This window comes from Pedobacter sp. ASV28, assembly GCF_016428855.1.
Classification (GTDB): domain Bacteria; phylum Bacteroidota; class Bacteroidia; order Sphingobacteriales; family Sphingobacteriaceae; genus Pedobacter.
In genome coordinates this window covers 1-19052 of record NZ_JAELTN010000021.1, presented here as the reverse complement: position 1 = coordinate 19052, position 19052 = coordinate 1, and the positions used below count along the sequence as shown (strand labels likewise).

Annotated in this window: 18 protein-coding genes; 10 read left to right on the top strand and 8 right to left on the bottom strand. The window is 39.2% G+C overall.

What is annotated here, in order from left to right; genetic code table 11:
- Positions 1-74 precede the first annotated feature (74 nt).
- Positions 75-974, top strand: coding sequence for a hypothetical protein (locus JHD79_RS09675; protein WP_199119028.1), 900 nt, complete (start codon positions 75-77; stop codon positions 972-974).
- A 33-nt stretch (positions 975-1007) separates the two neighbouring features.
- On the top strand, positions 1008-2366 hold the full coding sequence (locus JHD79_RS09670) for an OmpP1/FadL family transporter (protein ID WP_199119027.1): 1359 nt from the start codon (positions 1008-1010) through the stop codon (positions 2364-2366).
- Positions 2367-2425: 59 nt separating this feature from the next.
- Here the strand turns inward: JHD79_RS09670 and JHD79_RS09665 are convergent, their stop codons facing one another.
- Together JHD79_RS09665 and JHD79_RS09660 are read right to left on the bottom strand one after the other, a co-directional pair.
- Positions 2426-4258, bottom strand: coding sequence for a UbiD family decarboxylase (locus JHD79_RS09665; RefSeq protein ID WP_199119026.1), 1833 nt, complete (start codon positions 4256-4258; stop codon positions 2426-2428).
- A 104-nt stretch (positions 4259-4362) separates the two neighbouring features.
- Entirely contained in the window at positions 4363-4842 is a 480-nt protein-coding gene (locus JHD79_RS09660) for a Dps family protein (protein WP_199119025.1), read from the bottom strand.
- Positions 4843-5023: 181 nt separating this feature from the next.
- On the opposite strand from JHD79_RS09660, the gene JHD79_RS09655 reads away from it, so the two are divergent.
- The 5 genes from JHD79_RS09655 to JHD79_RS09635 all read left to right on the top strand — a co-directional run bounded on the left by JHD79_RS09655 (position 5024) and on the right by JHD79_RS09635 (position 10704).
- The gene (locus JHD79_RS09655; RefSeq protein WP_199119024.1) at positions 5024-6319 is read left to right on the top strand and encodes a LysM peptidoglycan-binding domain-containing protein; all 1296 of its coding nucleotides are present in this window, start codon (positions 5024-5026) and stop codon (positions 6317-6319) included.
- Positions 6309-6947, top strand: a complete 639-nt coding sequence (locus JHD79_RS09650; protein WP_199119023.1) for a uridine kinase — start codon at positions 6309-6311, stop codon at positions 6945-6947. The genes JHD79_RS09655 and JHD79_RS09650 overlap by 11 nt, the downstream gene beginning before the upstream one ends.
- Before the next feature lie 196 nt (positions 6948-7143).
- Positions 7144-8478, top strand: a complete 1335-nt coding sequence (locus tag JHD79_RS09645; protein ID WP_199119022.1) for a sn-glycerol-1-phosphate dehydrogenase — start codon at positions 7144-7146, stop codon at positions 8476-8478.
- Between the two features lie 67 nt (positions 8479-8545).
- Positions 8546-9844 (top strand): MFS transporter, encoded by a 1299-nt coding sequence (locus JHD79_RS09640; RefSeq protein WP_233164635.1) that lies wholly within the window; start codon positions 8546-8548, stop codon positions 9842-9844.
- A gap of 26 nt (positions 9845-9870) precedes the next feature.
- Positions 9871-10704, top strand: coding sequence for an HAD-IIA family hydrolase (locus tag JHD79_RS09635; protein ID WP_199119021.1), 834 nt, complete (start codon positions 9871-9873; stop codon positions 10702-10704).
- A gap of 198 nt (positions 10705-10902) precedes the next feature.
- On the opposite strand, the gene JHD79_RS09630 is transcribed toward JHD79_RS09635, so the two are convergent.
- The 6 genes from JHD79_RS09630 to JHD79_RS09605 all read right to left on the bottom strand — a co-directional run bounded on the left by JHD79_RS09630 (position 10903) and on the right by JHD79_RS09605 (position 16879).
- Positions 10903-11565 (bottom strand): CoA transferase subunit B, encoded by a 663-nt coding sequence (locus JHD79_RS09630; RefSeq protein WP_199119020.1) that lies wholly within the window; start codon positions 11563-11565, stop codon positions 10903-10905.
- Positions 11566-11568: 3 nt separating this feature from the next.
- A complete protein-coding gene (locus JHD79_RS09625) occupies positions 11569-11925 on the bottom strand; it encodes a DUF4260 domain-containing protein (RefSeq protein ID WP_199119019.1) in 357 nt (118 codons plus the stop codon).
- Positions 11925-12626, bottom strand: coding sequence for a CoA transferase subunit A (locus JHD79_RS09620; protein WP_199119018.1), 702 nt, complete (start codon positions 12624-12626; stop codon positions 11925-11927). The genes JHD79_RS09625 and JHD79_RS09620 overlap by 1 nt, the downstream gene beginning before the upstream one ends.
- A gap of 157 nt (positions 12627-12783) precedes the next feature.
- The gene (locus JHD79_RS09615; RefSeq protein WP_199119017.1) at positions 12784-13869 is read right to left on the bottom strand and encodes a sorbosone dehydrogenase family protein; all 1086 of its coding nucleotides are present in this window, start codon (positions 13867-13869) and stop codon (positions 12784-12786) included.
- A gap of 258 nt (positions 13870-14127) precedes the next feature.
- Complete coding sequence (locus JHD79_RS09610; protein ID WP_199119016.1) at positions 14128-16497, bottom strand: endonuclease MutS2; 2370 nt, start codon at positions 16495-16497, stop codon at positions 14128-14130.
- 4 nt (positions 16498-16501) lie between these two features.
- Entirely contained in the window at positions 16502-16879 is a 378-nt protein-coding gene (locus tag JHD79_RS09605; RefSeq protein WP_233164634.1) for a DUF4296 domain-containing protein, read from the bottom strand.
- Positions 16880-16948: 69 nt separating this feature from the next.
- Here JHD79_RS09605 and JHD79_RS09600 point away from each other — a divergent pair, with 69 nt between their 5' ends.
- The 3 genes from JHD79_RS09600 to JHD79_RS09590 form a co-directional block, all read left to right on the top strand.
- Positions 16949-17644 (top strand): YggS family pyridoxal phosphate-dependent enzyme, encoded by a 696-nt coding sequence (locus tag JHD79_RS09600; RefSeq protein ID WP_199119014.1) that lies wholly within the window; start codon positions 16949-16951, stop codon positions 17642-17644.
- 90 nt (positions 17645-17734) lie between these two features.
- Positions 17735-18202, top strand: a complete 468-nt coding sequence (locus tag JHD79_RS09595; protein WP_199119013.1) for a GNAT family N-acetyltransferase — start codon at positions 17735-17737, stop codon at positions 18200-18202.
- A 17-nt stretch (positions 18203-18219) separates the two neighbouring features.
- Positions 18220-19052: DUF3298 and DUF4163 domain-containing protein (locus tag JHD79_RS09590; RefSeq protein ID WP_199119012.1), on the top strand; the 833-nt coding region annotated here is incomplete at its 3' end.

Sequence of the window (19052 nt, the reverse complement as noted above, 5' to 3'; positions counted from 1 at the left end):
TTGTATTGCTGGCTACAAAGCTATAAATTTATAGTCACAATTTAATTTAGCACACAAATTAAAACCTAAATATCATGAGAGTCAATTATTTTTTCACCAGTATGCTTGTCGCAACCGCTTTATTGGTTTCTTCATGCGCTACACAAAAGGTGGCAACAACTAGCGTTGCCGATGATGTGTACAACACTAGTGCTCAGGCTCGGGTTTATAAATATTCCCCACCTGTACAAACAGCACAAATCGACAGTAGTCGTAACGACCCTAATTATGCCACAAGTAATCCAAACTATGATATGGATTATTCGTCTAGAATAGATAGGTTTTACTACGGTAACAACAGACCTTATTTTGATGATTATTATAACTTCTACGGATACAATTCCTGGTACAATCCTTACGATTGGTCGCTTGGTTTCAATATAGGATGGGGCTATAATCGCTGGTATAATCCCTATTCAAGTTGGGCATACTACGGCAGTCCGTATTATTGGAACACATGGGGCCCTTACTCTTACTATAATCCTTGGTATGGCGGCTGGGGCGGCGGCTACTGGGGAGGTGGTTATTGGGGCGGAGGCTGGGGAGGCACCGTCATTGTTAGAAATGAAAACTACAGACCAAGACCTACCAGAACAGGTGACGGATATGCCAGACCTAGCGGAAGATACAATGGTAATGTTCCTTCACGTGGTAATGTTATAGATAATGGTGTAGGCAGGCCTAGGCCACAAAGCTATAATCCTTCAGCCAACGGAAATGCTTCACGACCAGAAAGATCTTCTAACAGTGGTGATGCCGGAAGACCTACCAGGGTAAGCGAGCGACCTTCAACACCACCAAGAGAAAGCTACACACCTCCATCTAGACCATCTTATACCCCTCCTCCATCTAGCAGTGGTAGTAGCGGAAGTGGAAGCAGCGGCAGTAGTAGTGGTGGTGGAGCCCGTCCAACACGTGGTGGTGGTAGAGGTTAATAATTCATTATCAGATTATTTTACAACATACAGATGAAAAAATATATAGCAATGCTAGTGGTAGCCATAGCTACCACTAGCTATACTAACGCGCAAGTGATATTGCCTACCTATGGAGGTGATGCCTTACGGTTCTCCCAAACCAATTACGGAAGTTCAGCCAGGTTTAAAGGGATGGGAAATGCACAGATCGGTGTTGGAGGCGACATCAGCTCTCTTGGCGGTAACCCGGCCGGATTAGGCCTATTTACAAGATCTGAGTTTGTATTTACACCCGAATTCAACGGAACAAACATTAACTCAAGTTACCTAAACACCAATACTTCCAGCAATAGAAGCCAGATTAACCTCAATCAATTGGGGGTTGTATTTCATATGCCTACTTACAGGACCAAGGGACAGGACACACAAAAAGGTTTAGTTAGTGCAGTAGTAGGTATAGGTTACAATCGTAATAATGACTATGGGTTAGAAGCCAATTTTTCTGGTATCAACAATACAAGTTCCGTTTATAATATGTTTTATGAAGAAAATGCTGGCACATTGGGAAACACGCAGTTCGGAAATGTAATGCGTTCGGGTGCTGTATCAGAATTTAATGTTGCTGGAGCCATAAACATTTCCAACCAAATTTATATTGGCGCCAGCTTGGGCCTAGTCAATCTGAATCTGACCAATGACATTAGCCTTAATGAAACCGGTAATGTAGAGAACTATAAAGTTGACTATTTTCAAAACCAGGATACCAAAGGTTCGGGAGTTAATGCTCGTTTAGGGGTTATCTTTAGACCCGTTAGCGAGTTGAGGCTGGGTGTTAACTTACAAACACCAACATGGTTTACCATAGACGACAGTTATTCTGTAAGCAGTACGGACAAAGCTATTTTAGATGCCGAAACCTATGATTTCTCTTACAACTTGCGCACCCCTTTGAAAGGGTCTTTTGGTGCCAGCTATATTATAGCCAGCAGGGCATTATTATCTGCCGATGTTGATTTTGTGGACTATTCTACTATTCGTTTTTCTAGCAGAAATGGTGGAGACATGAGCACAATTAACCAAAACAATAATGAAGTAAAGACCAACTATAAAAGCGCCATAAACTATCGTGTTGGCGGGGAAGTTAAAGTTAGTGATCTTTTCAGCCTAAGGGCAGGATACGGAATTAACGGCAGTGCTTACAAAGATGATAGCGACAACTATTTTCAAACCCAATTTTACAGTGGTGGTATAGGTTATAGAAATAAGAACTATTATTTTGATTTAGCCTACCAAAGAGTACAGACGCACAGTACATTTAGTCCTTATTTATTAGATGACTTTAAAGAGCCTGTAGCGGATGCTAAAAACAACAAAAACAATGTTTTTTTAACTTTTGGTATTAGATTTTAATTAATTAAATATAACAATAACAGCAAAAAGCCTCCGAAATGATTTCGGAGGCTTTTTGCTTATATGATTCCGTGTAGTGTACCGCCCTTCTCTCCCATCCTTTTCACTTTCTTCTCTATTTCTATATCCTTGATTAGCTCTGGCGCATGGTGTGGTTTCTTACGGGCATCAATAATCAATGCCCCCTTGCAGCCCCAATGTTTGTTAACCACAAAATCATCAACGCCATCTATATCGGCAGCAGGATTGCTACGGGTAAAGGTAACCCAAACCAAATTGTTAATATTGGCTGCCGTAAAATCGCTATCATCGCATAATACCACCAAGGGCAAAGCAGCCATTTCATTAGCCTTCAATTGTTCTTTGAGCTGTGATATTTCTTTTTTAGCCTGCTGCTGATCGGTATATACAGGCATCTGCACAACAAGAACACCCGGCATGGCCAAGCTAAAATGATGAAAATGATTTAACTTAAAATCTTTGGACAGCTCACTTAACAGTTCTCGTTTCCTTTCTCCCGCGGCCGCAAAAACAACCTTAGATCCTGTATTTAATCCATCTCCAGAATAATCCAACGTATCAATAGTTGTATTGGTATGGAAATGAAGATCTCTTGTCAAATCTATCCGTTCCAATATATGCGTTAAAAATTGTTCGATCTGCTGTGTATTCAGCTTTTCATTGTCTTCCCGAGCCGCTATAAAAAGATACTTTGCCAAGCTCAATTGGTTTTTGCCCAAAATATGATTGCTGATGGTGAGTATCTCCTGAGGCTTTCTTTCCTTCAGATAAGGCGTATACCGTTCACTGCCTATGGCAAATAATAAAGGATGTACACCTGCAGCATCTACCGCATTCACTTCTTTTAGGCCATGTATCTCTTGGGGAATAGCTGAACCTGTAATTTCGTGTATCAGCTCTCCAAAGCTCGTATCTTCCTGTGGTGGACGCCCAACAACCGTAAACGACCATAATGCATCCTTTTTATGGTAAACATTATGCACTTTCATTAGGGGAAATGGATGTATTAAGCTATAATAACCCAAATGATCACCAAATGGTCCCTCTGGTTTATTTTCCTGTGGATAAACCGTACCTGTGATCACAAAATCTGCATCTGCAGAAATTACAAAACCTTCTTCGTCCCTAAAATACCTAAACCTTCTGTTGCCCAGTGCTCCCGCAAAAGTCAATTCAGACAGGCCTTCGGGCAAAGGCATAACTGCAGCCAAAGGATGCGAAGGTGGGCCACCCACAAAAATACTGACCTTAAGCGGTTGACCTTTGGCATTGGCCTTAGTCTGGTGCACACCTATGCCCCTATGTATCTGATAATGCAACCCTATTTCCCTATCCTGTATATAATCGTTTCCGGCAAGTTGAATGCGGTACATGCCCAAATTTCCATTCATCACACCAGGCTTATCCACATCTTCGGTAAATACCTGGGGCATGGTGATAAAGGGGCCTCCGTCCATTGGCCAGTTTACGATCTGTGGCAATCTGGAAATTGTTGTTTTCTGAAATACCTGTTTAAACAGCGACTGCTTTAAGGGCAGGGCTGACAGCGCTGCTAATCCTGTACCAGCATATTTAAAAGGATTTTTAAGCGCCTTAATGGGATCTGATCTTAATTCGACAAGTTGTTTTACGCTCGCCAAGCTATCCCGAAACATAAACTTCGAACGTTCTATGGTACCAAATAAATTTGAAACTGCTTTAAACGGACTGCCCTTCACATTTTCAAAAAGTAAGGCCGGGCCTTGCTTTTCATACACGCTTAAATGTATGTCGGCCATTTCTAGATAAGGATCTACTTCCTCTTTAATTCTGATCAGATGGCCATGTTTTTCCAAATCGTCGACACATTGGGCCAAGCTTTTATATCCCATACTTCAAAGATATAAATTTAGCGATGTCTATGCACTAAAAAGCCTCAGATTGACAGATTTTAAACCATCCGCAAACCTAAGGCCAAGTATTTAATTGATACTTTCTATTGTTTGCCCAAGAAAGAACGCAACATCCAAGTTGTTTTTTCCTTAAACTGCATGAAACGGTTTACCATATCGTTAGAACCGTCATCGCCTGCCTTATCGGTAGCATCCAGCAAGTCCCTTTCCAGTTCTATCAATTTAGACATATCATCCAATATAGCTTCAACCATAGCGGTATCCACCATTCCAATAGTATTGATTTCTTTAATGGTCGATTCTTTGATATAATCTGCGAAACGGCTATGGGGAGGTTTGCCCAAAGTCAGTACCCTTTCTGCAATTTCATCTATAGTTAACTGCGCATTGGTATAAAGTTCTTCAAACTTAATATGCAGGGTAAAAAAGTTTTGACCCTTTATATTCCAATGACATCCTCTTAGTTTTTGATAATGCACATGATAATTTGCCAAATATTCATTTAGCATATCTACTATAGGTTTTACTTGTTTTTCACTTAAACTTATTTCTTTTGCTGACATAATCTATTAGGTTTTTAGTAACATCAAAATAACAAATATTACCCTAATAAGTTTTTACAAATTATAATTTCGTACAATAGAATATTAATTGTTACCGTTTAGTTACATTGATATCTTAAAATATATTATTCGTATAATTGTACCTCCAAAATTTAAAATATTGATGCTAAAGAAATATATAATGCTAGCCGCTCTCTTGATCAGCACCACGGTTTCATTTGCCTATAAGCCCATAGATTCCATAGGTGTTGAAAACAACAATGGCAAAAAGCTGATTATACATAAGGTTGAAGCGAAGGAAACTTACTATTCCATTTCAAGAAGATATAATGTTAATCCAAAAGACGTTATTACATTTAATGACAGCAAGTATTTGCAGATAGGCGTGATCATCAAAGTGCCAACCGACTTGCCCTTTTCTACAAAAACAGCTACAAGTCCAGTTACCTCCAACAATGACAGTGGCTTCTTTGAGTATACGGTGATGGCTAAAGACAACCTGAATCTCATTGCAGAAAAATATGCGACCACCGTTAGTGAAATAAAAAGACTGAACAATTTAAGTTCCAACAACCTACAGGTGGGCCAATCTTTAAAAGTACCATTTACAAATACAAACAGCCCAAATAAGGCACCCAGTCAGGCACCGGCTATCCTACCGACTGTCATTGCCACAACAAATGCAACAGAAGAACATAAGGTTAAGGCCAAGGAAAATCTTAATTTAATTGCTAATCAATATGGTACGACAGTAGAGGAGATCAAAAGATTAAATGCCTTAACTTCGAACAACCTTCAAATAGGCCAAGTTCTGATCGTTCCAACGACCAGAACAGAGGTAGTTTCCAATACTCCCAAACCATCAGTAGCTGTACCAGCAGTGACCAAAGCCATAGAAGCTAAAGTTGAAAGCCCAACAGCGCCAACAAAAGCCGATCCTTCCTTCGAACATATTGTGAGTGCAAATGAAACCATCTATTCCATTGCCAAGAAATATCAACTGACCACTTACCAACTCAAAAACTTCAACAACCTCACTTCTAATGAGCTTACTGTTGGACAAAAACTAATTATTAAGGGAGAAAAGCCTTTAGTGGCTACCGCTGATGAGACAGATGAAGAACCAAACGATGCCGCTGTCACTTTGAAAAACCCAAGTTTAAAGAAACCGGCAAGCACTTATGGCTTAAATCGTATTGAAGAAAAAGGAACAGGCGTTTGGATCAGCGATCCAGATCTAGATCCGAATAAAATGCTCATCTTACACCGTACTGCACCCGTAGGTACAATCATTCAAATTACCAATCCAATGACCAATCGTTCTACTTTCGCAAAGGTTGTTGGTAAATTCACAGAGAATGAAAACACAAAAGATGTTATTATTGTAATGACAAAAGCAGTTGCCGATGCTGTAGGTGCTTTAGACAAACGTTTTTTCTGTAACCTATCGTACGGACCAAAAGATAATGAAAAATAATAGCCCTGTAATTATTGGTATTGCTGGAGGAAGTGGCTCTGGCAAAACCTTTTTCCTACACAGTTTTCTCCATCATTTCAAAACAGATGAAGTGACTTTAGTATCTCAAGATGATTATTACATTCCTGCTGGCGAAATGACACAGGAAGAAAATAAATTATACAATTTTGATCTGCCCAGCACTATTGACGATCAACAATTCCTACTGGATATTAAAAAACTGATAAAAGGAGAAACGGTATATAAAAAGGAGTATAATTTCAATAACCCCTTAGCGGTTACCAAAATATTAGAAATACACCCCGCTCCCATCGTTATTGTAGAAGGACTTTTCATACTGCATTTCTCTGAAATAAGTGAACTTATCGATTATAAAATCTTTATAGAGGCCGATGAAAATATTGCCTTGGACAGAAGAATACAAAGAGACGGGATTGAACGAGGCTATCCGGAAGAAGATGTATTATATAAATGGCACAACCATGTCATGCCTGCTTACAAACAATATCTATTGCCTTATAAGGATACCTGCAACTATCTGATCTACAATAACTCTAATGAAGCCGATGATATTATTAGAATATCAGAGCAAATGTCTGACGAATTCAGAAAAAATTATTGCGGCTAAAAGCCCAATCACCATATTTTAAAGCGCCTAATCAGGCGCTTTTTTGTTTTATATACTTTTTATTTTAAAATAAATATTATTTCAAAATGTTATTTTAACTTTTTATTTGTTTTATTTTATTAAAAATCGTTAATTTGATAAAAGAACAAATTGACTAAATCAACCATAGAACCAAACTAACTTACTGTATTTACAAATGTCAAAAGTAGCTACCGCATTACAATCTGCCAGTGAAACCAAAGCCCTACTTATTGGACAGGGTATATTAAAACAAACTTCCGAACTATTTAAAGAACAATTTCCAGGAAAAAGAGCCATTATTGTTGCCGACATTACCACCTTCAACCTGGCAGGAAAAACCATAGTGAAACAATTTGAAAGTGAAAACATCGAACAGGAAGCTGCATTTGTTTATACAGATCCCGAAATCTACGCAGCCTATAAATATGTGGATGAATTAGTTAATATCTTAAATAAACATACGGCTATCCCTGTAGCTGTAGGTTCAGGCACGATCAACGACCTTACCAAATTGGCTGCACACCTTACCAACAGGCCATACCTATGCGTAGCCACAGCGGCATCAATGGACGGCTATACCGCATTTGGAGCCTCCATTACAGCCAATGGTGCCAAACAGACTTTTAACTGCCCAGCCCCGCAAGCTTGCTTGGCCGACATCGATATTTTAAGTGCGGCACCTAACGAAATGACTGCATCCGGTTATGCTGATCTATTTGCGAAAGTTACCGCTGGGGCCGACTGGATTTTAGCTGATGCCCTACAGGTTGAACCCATAGATCAAACGGCCTGGTCTATTGTACAAGATGGACTACATGAAGCACTTTCCGATCCAAATGGTACAAAACAAGGTGATAAAAAAGCCGTAACACAATTAACCGAAGGATTAATGTTAGGTGGTTTTGCCATGCAGTGGTCCAGGTCTAGCAGACCTGCTTCTGGTGCCGAACATCAATTTAGCCATTTGTGGAACATGGAACATCATTTACATCACGGCAAACACATTTCCCATGGCTTTCAGGTAAGTATTGGCACCTTGGCCATTACAGCACTATATGATCAGTTGTTAAAAACAGATTTTGAAAATCTAGATATACCAGCCAGCTTAGCTCAATGGCCAACTTTGGAGGAGTTAAAGAAACAATCGCTGGCCATTTTCGAAGGCACTGATTTTCCAGAAATTGGCCTACAAGAAAGCAGTGCAAAGTATAACAATCATCAAGAATTAGAGAGACAACTTCAATTGCTAAAAGAAAATTGGCCAAACATTAAAACTAAGCTGACCAAACAGATTGTTCCACTTCAAGAAGCAAAGGCCCGCTTGGCAACCGTTGGTGCCCCTACCGAACCCGAACAGATCGGCATTAGCCGAGAACGTTTGAAAGAGACTTTTATAAGGGCGCAATACATTAGAAGAAGATTTACCATACTCGACCTGGCGGTAAGAACTGGCCATCTGGAACAATGGCTTGATAAGCTCTTTGGAAAACATGGCATTTGGGAAATTTAATCGTTCCAAAACATCAACTCAAACTCAAACCACCTAATTTTATAAATTGCTAAACCATAAATAAATAATGGACAATACCATAAACCCAGAGTATACCGCAATGGATGCTTCTTCCAAAAAGAAGTTCAGCTATTGGCAAACCCGAACTATTATAGGTACCATGATTGGTTATGCCATGTATTATTTCGTACGAAAAAACTTAAGTATCGCCATGCCTGCCATGGAAACAGAATTAGGGATAGGTAAAAAAGAGCTAGGTGCATTTTTAACCTTACACGGCTTAATGTATGGGGTTTCCAAATTTGTAAATGGATTTATTGGCGATCGGGTTAATGCCCGATACTTTATGGTCATCGGCCTGGTGCTATGCGCCATTTGTAATATTATTTTTGGCTTTGGTACTACCGTAATGCTGTTCGGAATAATGTGGGTATTGAACGGATGGTTCCAGGGAATGGGTTTCCCTCCTTCGGCCAGGCTATTATCTCATTGGGTACCTCCTTCAGAACTGGCAACCAAAATGTCATGGTGGAATGCTTCACACTCTATAGGAGCGAGTTTAACAGTCATTTTATGTGGCTATGTAGTTACCTGGGGATGGCAATGGTGCCTATACGTACCTTCCATTATAGCTTTATTGGGGGCTGTTTTTTTATGGTTTATGCTAAGAGATACCCCCTCATCAGTTGGACTACCCGAATTGGGCATAAGCCATAAAAAAAATGAAGATAAACAAGAGCAAACGAAGGAATACAAAGCTTTCATCAATAAAATGGTGTTCAGAAATCCAAACATTTGGATCATTTCCATTGCCAACTTCTTCGTTTATGCCCTTCGTTATGCGGTATTGGATTGGGGACCAAGTATCCTAAAACAATGGAAAGGTATCGAACTGAGCAAGGCTGGGTGGATTGTAGCAGGATTTGAAATTGCCGGAATTGCCGGAATGTTATTGGCAGGCTATGTAACCGATAAATATTTTAAGGGAAGGGCCATTAGAACCTGTCTATTCTGCATGGTAGGTGCCACTTTATTTATTGGCATATTTTGGCAGATAGAACATCCATCAACGTTATTAATCACTGTTCTATTGATGTTTATCGGTTTCTTTATCTATGGTCCACAGGCATTAATTGGTATTGCAGCGGCAAATTTAGCAACTCGTCGTGCTGCAGCAACCGCCGGAGGCTTTACTGGATTATTTGGTTATGCCAGCACGGTTTTATCGGGATATGGAATGGGCTATCTGGCCGAAACATATGGCTGGGATCATACTTTTGGCATTCTCTTCGGACTAGGTATTGTAGGCATCATGGTATTTTTACTGGGATGGAAATCTAGGGCCCATGGTTATGAAACAACATAAGCGTATTTTTTGAAACACAATTTACAATGACAGTAACATCAGCTATCAAGCTTAAATTAAAAAACATTAAACATATTGCATTGGATATGGATGGTACGATCTATAATGGCAGTACCCTGTTTCCATTCACCATAGCTTTTCTAAACTACCTAAAAGAACACCGCATTGGCTATTCTTTTTTAACGAACAACCCCTCAAAAAGTACCGATGATTACCTAAGGTATTTAGGAAAAATGGGCATTTCCGCAACCAAGGAAGAGCTGTACACTTCTGCCTTGGCTACCATAGATTACCTGAAATCTAAGCACCCGCAATTCAAACGCTTATTTATCTTGGGCACACCAAGTATGATCAAGGAATTTGAAGAAGCGGGCTTTATTTCTACTGAAGATAATGCCGAGGATCGGCCTGATGCCGTAATTGTCGGTTTTGATACTTCGTTAGTATATACCCGACTATGTAGGGCTGCTTATTGGATTGCTCAACAAATGACATACATTGCCACCAATCCAGACTGGGTATGCCCTACCGACCAACCTAATATCTTGGTCGATTGTGGTTCTATATGTGCCTGCTTAAAAGGCGCTACCAACAGAGAGCCAGATGTAGTTATCGGCAAGCCAGATCCAAGAATGTTAGCTGGGATTTTACATCGTTATCATCTGCAACCATCAGAAATTGCCATGGTGGGCGATCGTATCTATACTGATGTGCAAATGGCCAAAAATGCCAATGCACTTGGCATATTGGTACTTTCAGGCGAAGCAAGGATGACGGATGTAGAACAATCTGCCATAAAACCAGACATTGTAACCGAAGATCTAGCGGGCTTACAATATTTGATGTCCCAATCCCATTGAACAACGCTGCTTTAAGACTTGGTGTGATAACACACCTAAAATGATGATCATTTCTTATCCCTAATTTTCGGTATACCGAACGGCCTCTATAACCTATCTTCGATAAGTATCTCGTGCTTCACTATGAAATAACGGACGAACTTATCGAAGATACTTTTATTACTAATTTTGAGCTCCTCTCCGAACTCATGTAATAACTTAATCAATCACCATCTCAGGCACATCGTCATCTGCATATAGCTTACCAGCCGTTGCTTTCCTAATTTCCTCTACACTTACACCTGGCGCTCTTTCCAGCAATTTAAATCCACCTTCAGGCAAAACATCCAACACTGCCAATTCAGTTACAATTTTTTTAATGCATTTCACACCTGTTAAGGGCAATGTACATGCAGGCAATAATTTACTTTCTCCCGCCTTATTTACATGTTGCATAGCTACAATAATATTCTTGGCAGAGGCCACCAAATCCATTGCACCCCCCATGCCCTTAACCATTTTGCCTGGTATTTTCCAATTGGCAATATCTCCATTTTCGGATACTTCCATTGCGCCCAAAATAGTGAGGTCTATTTTCTGTGCCCTGATCATACCAAAACTCATAGCCGAATCAAATATGGAAGAACCAGGCAAGGTGGTAATGGTTTGCTTGCCCGCATTGATCAAATCTGGATCTTCCTCTCCTTCAAAAGGAAAAGGTCCCATCCCCAATAGCCCATTTTCAGATTGTAATACGACATTAATTCCTGTGGGAATATAATTTGCGACTAAAGTTGGAATACCAATGCCCAAATTTACATAATACCCATCTTTTATTTCTTTAGCTATTCGCTTTGCTATTTCTTCTTTTGAAAATGCCATATTTTATTTATTTTTTCCAATAATGCCCAAGTGTGTATGACTAAAGGCATCATAATATTTTAAACCATACCCTAGAGCTCTGTCCATACTTGAATGCGCAAAAAGGATAATACCTACAAGTTGAAGCACAGCCGACCCCAGGCACATCCCAATGATAAATAGCGCAATGGCTAATGCTTTATGATGTACCATATTATATAATATTGCTCCTGTTTTATTATTGACCAGATAGCCAAGCATACTTAAGTCTGGCAACAATAATAATGCAGGAAATACCCACCATGAAAATGGCAAGTAGGAAAATCCGAAGATAGCCAGCAGAAACATGGCCATTTCTTCTAAAGCGATTACTTGTTTCATTAGCTTTTAGGCCTTACGGTGCGTTGCTCAATACGTTTTTCATAATGTTCACCTTGGAATATACGGTGTACAAAAACCCCAGGTGTATGGATCTGATCTGGATCAAGTTCCCCCACTTCTACCAGTTCTTCCACTTCGGCAATGGTTATTTTTCCAGCCATGGCCATTATAGGATTAAAATTCCTACTGGTGGAACGGAATATTAAATTACCAGAAGCATCTCCCTTCCAAGCTTTTACAATAGCGAAATCGGCATCAAATGCATATTCCAATAAATATTCTTTGCCATTAAAGTTTCTTACTTCCTTCCCTTCTGCCACTTCCGTACCTACGCCTGCAGGTGTAAATATAGCGGGCATACCATAACCTGCAGCCATACAACGTGTGGCCAGCGTACCTTGTGGTATTAACTCTACCTCAAGTTCACCGCTCAGCAACTGACGCTCAAATTCGGCATTCTCACCTACGTACGATGAAATCATTTTCTTAACTTGACGTGTCTTTAGCATTAATCCGATGCCAAAATCATCTACACCAGCATTATTTGAAATACAGGTAAGTTCTTTTACCCCCTTGGACACCAAAGCATTGATGCAATTTTCAGGAATACCACATAAACCAAATCCACCTAGCATTAATGTTTGACCATCTTTGATATCAGCAATTGCTACATCTGCATTTTTGACAACTTTATTAATCATATTGCATGTTTTGTGGCTAAAATAGGAAGTTATTAACTGGCTTCCAAAAATGAAAACTTAAAAACAGATTGTAATCCATACACTAACGACAGGCCAATACAATTGATAACCACATCAGCATCAATAAATTACAAAATCAGACTCTTTAATAAATTTATTATTTATAAATCTCTATGATCTTATCATCAGCGCCATTGCTGGTACAGATATACACTTTTCCTTCTGGAGATTGGCAAACTGCCCTAATTCTTCCATAAGCGTTAACAAAAAAATCTTTAGTGCCGGTAATGCTGGATTGTGTTTCATCTAATTTCAATTGCGTCAGTTTTGCTCCTTTTAACACAGCCAGCAATAAGGAGTTTTTAAATTGTGGAATATAGTCTGAATGATAGTATGTCAATCCGCTTGGGGCTATGGTGGGTGTCCATTGCATAATAGACTCTACCACATTATTTTGTGTACAGAATGGCCTTTCATTTGTTTCATTACACAAGCCCCTTACGTTTGGCCATCCATAGTTACGTCCTTTTTCTATGATGTTGATTTCATCATCTGTATCTGGTCCATGTTCTGAAGCGAACAATTTATTGCCTACTGCTACCAAGCCTTGGGCATTGCGATGTCCGTAAGACCAAACTGGATTGTTGGCAAAGGGGTTATCAGCAGGAATGCTTCCATCTAGGTTTAATCGCAATATTTTTCCTGCTAATGAATTTACATCTTGCGGTGTGCTTAAATCTTCTGCATCGCCTGTAGTTATAAAAAGTTTGTCGCCAACAATAAGTAAGCGAGAACCATTATGATTGGTAGACGCTGGTATATTATCTAAAAGTGTTTGAGGGTTACTTAACGCATTGTTTGCATAGCTAAACTTTACCAATTTGTTTTTATAAGGATTGCCATAACCATAGAATACATATACATAAGGATTTGCACTAAAGTTAGGATGCAAAGTCATTCCCAACAAACCCCCTTCTCCGTTTACACGTACTTCATTAATGACCAGCAAGCGAACAATTTCTCCCGTTTGGGGATTCAAACGACTGATCTTACCTGATTTTTCCGTAAACCAAATGAATTGGTCGGCCCCATATATAATTTCCCAAGGTAAGTTTAAACCCGAGGCCAAAACCTTGGTCTTCAACGTTGCATCGGGTAGATTAGCCTCTTCATCTATCTGCCTATTTTTCTTACAACCTATACAAAGAAAAACGATCAGCAAGCCACAATATATCGTTTTCATATCCGTCACATTTAAAAAAGAACAACGTAACGCATACTTTGGTTTGCTGTGTCAATAAAAAGTATCATACAGAAAACATTCTGTATAAGTTATTCTGTTATGGCGCCATCATATAAATCTTTGGGATGGGACCTCCCGGACCGCAATCCTGCGAATTAAGCTCTATTGCCTTGTTATGTGCAGCCGCCATAATGTCACCAATTTCCTCTATACTGAATATGATCACATTACCACATGAACTGATAAAACAAAATTAGCCTAGCCTAAATACACATAGGTAATTCCATCTCCACCTCTATCTGGATGCTCATCTTCCATACGGCTTACCTCCTTATATTTTTTAAGGTAAGACCTTATGAGCTTACGCAGAATGCCATCTCCCTTACCATGTATAATTTTTACGGAAGGAAAGCCCAGCATGATGGCCTTATCCAGATAGTTCTCAACCTCCTGCAATGCATTTTCGCCACGCATGCCTCTTAAATCAAGTTCGGCTTTGAAGTTGGTAATTGCCTCATTCATACTATTTGAAAAAGAACTACCCTGCACTATCTTTTTGGCCTGCTTATTACTAATCTTCTGTACACGGTTCTTCTTTACCACCGAACGCAGATCGCCAAAAGCGACCACTAAATTATCTCTATTGATCTCCAAAACCTGACCAGTAGTGTCGGTATTAACCAACTGTATCCAATCGCCCACTTCTATGGCGGTGTGATCAAATTGTACCATAGGTTTAGATTCTGGCCTTACCTCATTTTTAACAATGCTCTTTTGTAAATTTTGTCTTAATGCCCTTGTGGCTTCTTTATCAGCCTGCTTCTGCTTAATTTCCGCAATGGTATTCTCTACCAACTTATTAGCGTCCTTCACAATATTTTGCGCTTCCAGCTTGGCCTCCTTAATTAATATCTTTTTATTCTCTTCGAGAAACTGTTTCTGTTTTTCATTTTCGCTCAACAAGTTCTTAAGCTTATTCTGCTGATTTGCCAACCTTACCTTAGCTTCATGCACCTGTCTCTTTTCCCTTTCCAAGTCGACCAAAAGGCTATCAATACTATTTTGGTTAGTGCCAATTTTTTGCTGGGCCAACTGTAAAACTTCTGGTTGTAAGCCTATATTTTGCGCAATTTCAAAGGCATACGAACTGCCTGGCTTTCCTATATCTAAAATATAAAGCGGTTTCATTTTACGGTTATCGAATAACATCGACGCATTTTCCAGGCCTTCAGTATCTCCTGCAAACAGTTTTAGGTTGGAATAGTGGGTGGTAATTACCCCTCTCACCTTTTTATTATTCAACACTTCCAGTACGGCTTCAGCCATGGGTCCTCCAAACTGAGGATCTGTGCCCGTACCAAATTCGTCAATAAGTACTAAAGTTTTGGGATTGGCATACGCTACAAAATATCGCATCTTATTCAGGTGGGCACTATAGGTACTCAAATCTGATTCTATGGACTGGTCATCTCCTATATCGGCAAAAATCTGGCTAAAGATGCCCATTTGGCTATGCTCATCAACAGGCACCAAAAGGCCAGTCTGCAACATCATTTGCAATAAACCTACTGTTTTCATGCATACTGATTTACCACCAGCATTTGGTCCCGAAACCAGCACTATCCGCGTTCCTGCATCCAGGTGGATATTTAAAGGCACTACCATTTTGTTTTCCGCTGCAAAAGAAAGCATCAACAGTGGATGTTTGGCATTGATCAATGTCGTTTTGGGTTCCTGTAACAAAACAGGCATGTTTGCATCAATCTGAATGGCAAATAATGCCTTGGCCCTTACAAAATCTAGTTTGGTTAGAAAACCATGGTATGACAAAAGCATGGCCGTATACGGCCTTAAATCGTTAGTTACGGCAATTAAGATCCTTATAATCTCCCTACGTCTATCAAATTCAAGGTCGCGAAGCTTATTATTCAGCGAAAAGACTTCCTCTGGCTCCAAGTACACGGTTTGGCCACTGGCAGATTCATCGTGAATAAACCCTTTCAATTTCCTCTTGTTCTCGGCCAAAATAGGAATACACATCCTGCCATCTCTTATGGTTAGACTTCCATCGGCTACCCAATTACTGGCTACGGCCATCTTATAGATCGAGTCCATCTTTTTGCGCACCTCCAGTTCTCCCTTGCTAATGGAAGAAGTGATGTCCATTAATGCTGGAGAGGCATTAGGTTTCATCTTTCCTTTTGCATCGAGTATATTTTCTATTCTTTTTAGAATATTTCGCTCGATAGGCAAATGCTCAAAAAGCGCTTCCAAACTAGGATAGATATCCTTTCTATCCTCAAAAAAACGTATCACCGAAAAAACGGTCTGTAATGAAGTATAGATTTTGAACAGTTCTTCTTCAACAAGATAGGCTCCTTCTACCCTAATTTTATCTACCAATACCTTAATATCAAAAAAAGTACTGATCTGCAGAGGTTCCTGGTTTTCTAAAATGCTTTTGAACTCTTTGGTCTGTCTCAAAAACTTATCTATTTGGTCATGTTTGGACATGACCTGCATTTTATCGACCAAGTTTTGCCCCATTGTACTTAAACAATGTTGACGAACCAATTGTCTAACTTCATTAAACCCTAATCTCTCTTCACAATTTTCTGGATACAACATATGATTATTTTACCGGCTTCGGTTCTTTATTTTTTTCAGGTTTTTGTTGCCTTTTCAATTCTTCTACTTTTTGTTTTTCTAGCCTACTTGTAATGTTATCGTACATTTTCACCAAGATGTTCGGATGTCTATAATAATAGTCCATACTTTTGGCATGCATAGCGGAATCAATCCCATATTTTTTAAAAATACCTTTATATATGGGCGCAGTTACCTTTTTTGCACTGTCTGGACTAGACATAGAAGCTACATAACCATCTACAATATGGATATCCGTTAAAATTTTTTCCATTTCGGGAGGTTGTACAATGTCCTTTGGGATCCCCGGCTTACAGCCATATAATAAAATCGTTAAAAAAACGATGGCAAAAAATCTATTCATTTCTATAAAACTTCATCTTTCTTAGTCAAATTGAACTAAGGTTATTAATTTTACCAAAAATAATGATAAATGAGCATTGCCGATAACTTATTAAAATATAAAAACGAATTAGAAGCCCAAGGTGTAAAGCTTGTTGCCGTTTCAAAGAACCATCCACCCGAATCTGTTTTGGAAGCCTACCATGCGGGACAAAGGGTTTTTGGAGAAAATTTGGTGCAGGAAATGGTTGACAAACAAGCTCAATTGCCCCAAGATATAGAATGGCACCTGATTGGACACTTACAAAGCAACAAGGTCAAATACATCGCCCCTTTTGTAAAACTGATCGAATCTGTAGATAGCCTAAAGCTATTAAAGGAAATTAATAAACAAGCCATAAAGCACAATAGAATTATTGACTGCCTTTTACAGATTTACATTGCCGACGAGGAAAGCAAATTCGGTCTAGACTTTGATGAAGCCGTTGAACTACTGCGATCGGAAGAATTCGCCGAACTTAAAAATGTAAGGATCATAGGTTTAATGGGGATTGCCACCAATACGGCACAGGAAAAACAGACTTCAATAGAGTTTAACGAACTAAAAGTATTGTTTGAAGGTATAAAAGTGAGTTTTTTTAGAAAAGAAGAAAGTTTCAGGGAAATATCAATGGGCATGTCGTCAGACTATAAGCTTGCCATTGCAGAAGGCAGCACAATGGTCAGAATTGGCAGCAATATATTTGGCAAAAGGGTAATTAAACACTGGAAAAACAAGGAAAGTTAAAATTCGAAAGTAAAAGAATTAGAGTTTTAAGGAGTACATTATAAGTTTTACGTGGATAACGCATACCAAACAATAAAAAAATTCGCAAACATGAAATTTGAATTAAGAGCGGCCAAAAGTGAAGATTGCCCAAGGTTACTGGAATTGATTACCGAACTTGCCATTTATGAAAAAGCTCCGCACGAAGTTACCGTTACCTTAGCTGAATTTGTTGAGGCCGGTTTTGGAGAAAAACCTGTGTGGAAAGCATTTGTAGCCACTCATGACCAAACCATTATCGGTTTAGCTTTGTTCTATATCAGATACTCCACTTGGAAAGGTTGTCGTTTATATCTGGAAGATTTTTTGGTAACCGAGCGTTACAGAGGTCAGGGTGTTGGAAAGCTGCTCTTTGAAAAAGTTATTGAAGAGGCTAAAGAAAAAAAATATAACGGAATGAATTGGCAGGTATTGGATTGGAACCAACCTGCTATCAATTTTTACAACAAATATGGAGCAGAATATGAAAGTGAATGGCTTAATGCCTTCTTTTCAAAAGAGAAACTAAATAGTTTGTAACCCATAAAATCCATATTATGAAAAACAGCATTATTATTTTACTTGCCATTAGTATGTTATTTGCCTGTAGGAATGAAAATAAAGATAAAAAAGTAGCCTATACCATTACCGCAGAAAACGACACGCTTAGCTATACCTACGATTCAGTAAAAGTGGTAAGCAACCATCTGGTCAAACCAGGGATTAACGAAAGGGCGGATACCTCAAGTGCTGTTGTAAAATATCCTATTTTTCAAAATGACAGTCTTAACAGTTACCTCAAAAGGCAGGTATTCAATTATTTCGCAGAAGAAGAAAAAGTAGCTTCCTATGAGGATATTGCCAGTAGCTTTATTAGGGGGTATAATGAATTCTACGCCGAAAATCCGGGCACTGCACAATGGTGGTACCTATTAATCGACATTAAAGTGATCAGGCAGACCCATAATTATATTGCTTTAAAATATGTACATTCTGATTACACAGGTGGCGCACATGGCAATACCTCTATTTCTTACCTTAACTTCAACCCTAAAACCAACAGGCCTATTACACTGGATTCACTTATACAAAGTGATAAAAGAACCGAACTGCTTAGGATAGCAGAAAGCATTTTCAGAAAAGATGAAAAACTGAGCCCTACAGAACCCTTGGACAAAAAATATTTCTTTACGGATGGAAAATTCTCTTTGCCCGAAAGTTATTATATTGGCGATAAAGGTCTGGTATTCCTATATAATCCTTATGAGATCAAATCTTATGCAGAAAAATACGATACGGGCATTACGCCTTCCAAATATGCGGTACACCTAAAAACCATAGTGGTTGAAAAAGAGGTTAGTGAATTGCCTCCCCAACACCCTGAAGATAC

Excerpts from the sequence above, each read along its gene's own strand:
- JHD79_RS09675 (WP_199119028.1), top strand. The coding sequence starts at position 75 with ATGAGAGTCAATTATTTTTTCACCAGTATGCTTGTCGCAACCGCTTTA.
- JHD79_RS09670 (WP_199119027.1), top strand. The coding sequence starts at position 1,008 with ATGAAAAAATATATAGCAATGCTAGTGGTAGCCATAGCTACCACTAGC.
- JHD79_RS09665 (WP_199119026.1), bottom strand. The coding sequence starts at position 4,258 with ATGGGATATAAAAGCTTGGCCCAATGTGTCGACGATTTGGAAAAACAT.
- JHD79_RS09660 (WP_199119025.1), bottom strand. The coding sequence starts at position 4,842 with ATGTCAGCAAAAGAAATAAGTTTAAGTGAAAAACAAGTAAAACCTATA.
- JHD79_RS09655 (WP_199119024.1), top strand. The coding sequence starts at position 5,024 with ATGCTAGCCGCTCTCTTGATCAGCACCACGGTTTCATTTGCCTATAAG.
- JHD79_RS09650 (WP_199119023.1), top strand. The coding sequence starts at position 6,309 with ATGAAAAATAATAGCCCTGTAATTATTGGTATTGCTGGAGGAAGTGGC.
- JHD79_RS09645 (WP_199119022.1), top strand. The coding sequence starts at position 7,144 with ATGTCAAAAGTAGCTACCGCATTACAATCTGCCAGTGAAACCAAAGCC.
- JHD79_RS09640 (WP_233164635.1), top strand. The coding sequence starts at position 8,546 with ATGGACAATACCATAAACCCAGAGTATACCGCAATGGATGCTTCTTCC.
- JHD79_RS09635 (WP_199119021.1), top strand. The coding sequence starts at position 9,871 with ATGACAGTAACATCAGCTATCAAGCTTAAATTAAAAAACATTAAACAT.
- JHD79_RS09630 (WP_199119020.1), bottom strand. The coding sequence starts at position 11,565 with ATGGCATTTTCAAAAGAAGAAATAGCAAAGCGAATAGCTAAAGAAATA.
- JHD79_RS09625 (WP_199119019.1), bottom strand. The coding sequence starts at position 11,925 with ATGAAACAAGTAATCGCTTTAGAAGAAATGGCCATGTTTCTGCTGGCT.
- JHD79_RS09620 (WP_199119018.1), bottom strand. The coding sequence starts at position 12,626 with ATGATTAATAAAGTTGTCAAAAATGCAGATGTAGCAATTGCTGATATC.
- JHD79_RS09615 (WP_199119017.1), bottom strand. The coding sequence starts at position 13,869 with ATGAAAACGATATATTGTGGCTTGCTGATCGTTTTTCTTTGTATAGGT.
- JHD79_RS09610 (WP_199119016.1), bottom strand. The coding sequence starts at position 16,497 with ATGTTGTATCCAGAAAATTGTGAAGAGAGATTAGGGTTTAATGAAGTT.
- JHD79_RS09605 (WP_233164634.1), bottom strand. The coding sequence starts at position 16,879 with ATGAATAGATTTTTTGCCATCGTTTTTTTAACGATTTTATTATATGGC.
- JHD79_RS09600 (WP_199119014.1), top strand. The coding sequence starts at position 16,949 with ATGAGCATTGCCGATAACTTATTAAAATATAAAAACGAATTAGAAGCC.
- JHD79_RS09595 (WP_199119013.1), top strand. The coding sequence starts at position 17,735 with ATGAAATTTGAATTAAGAGCGGCCAAAAGTGAAGATTGCCCAAGGTTA.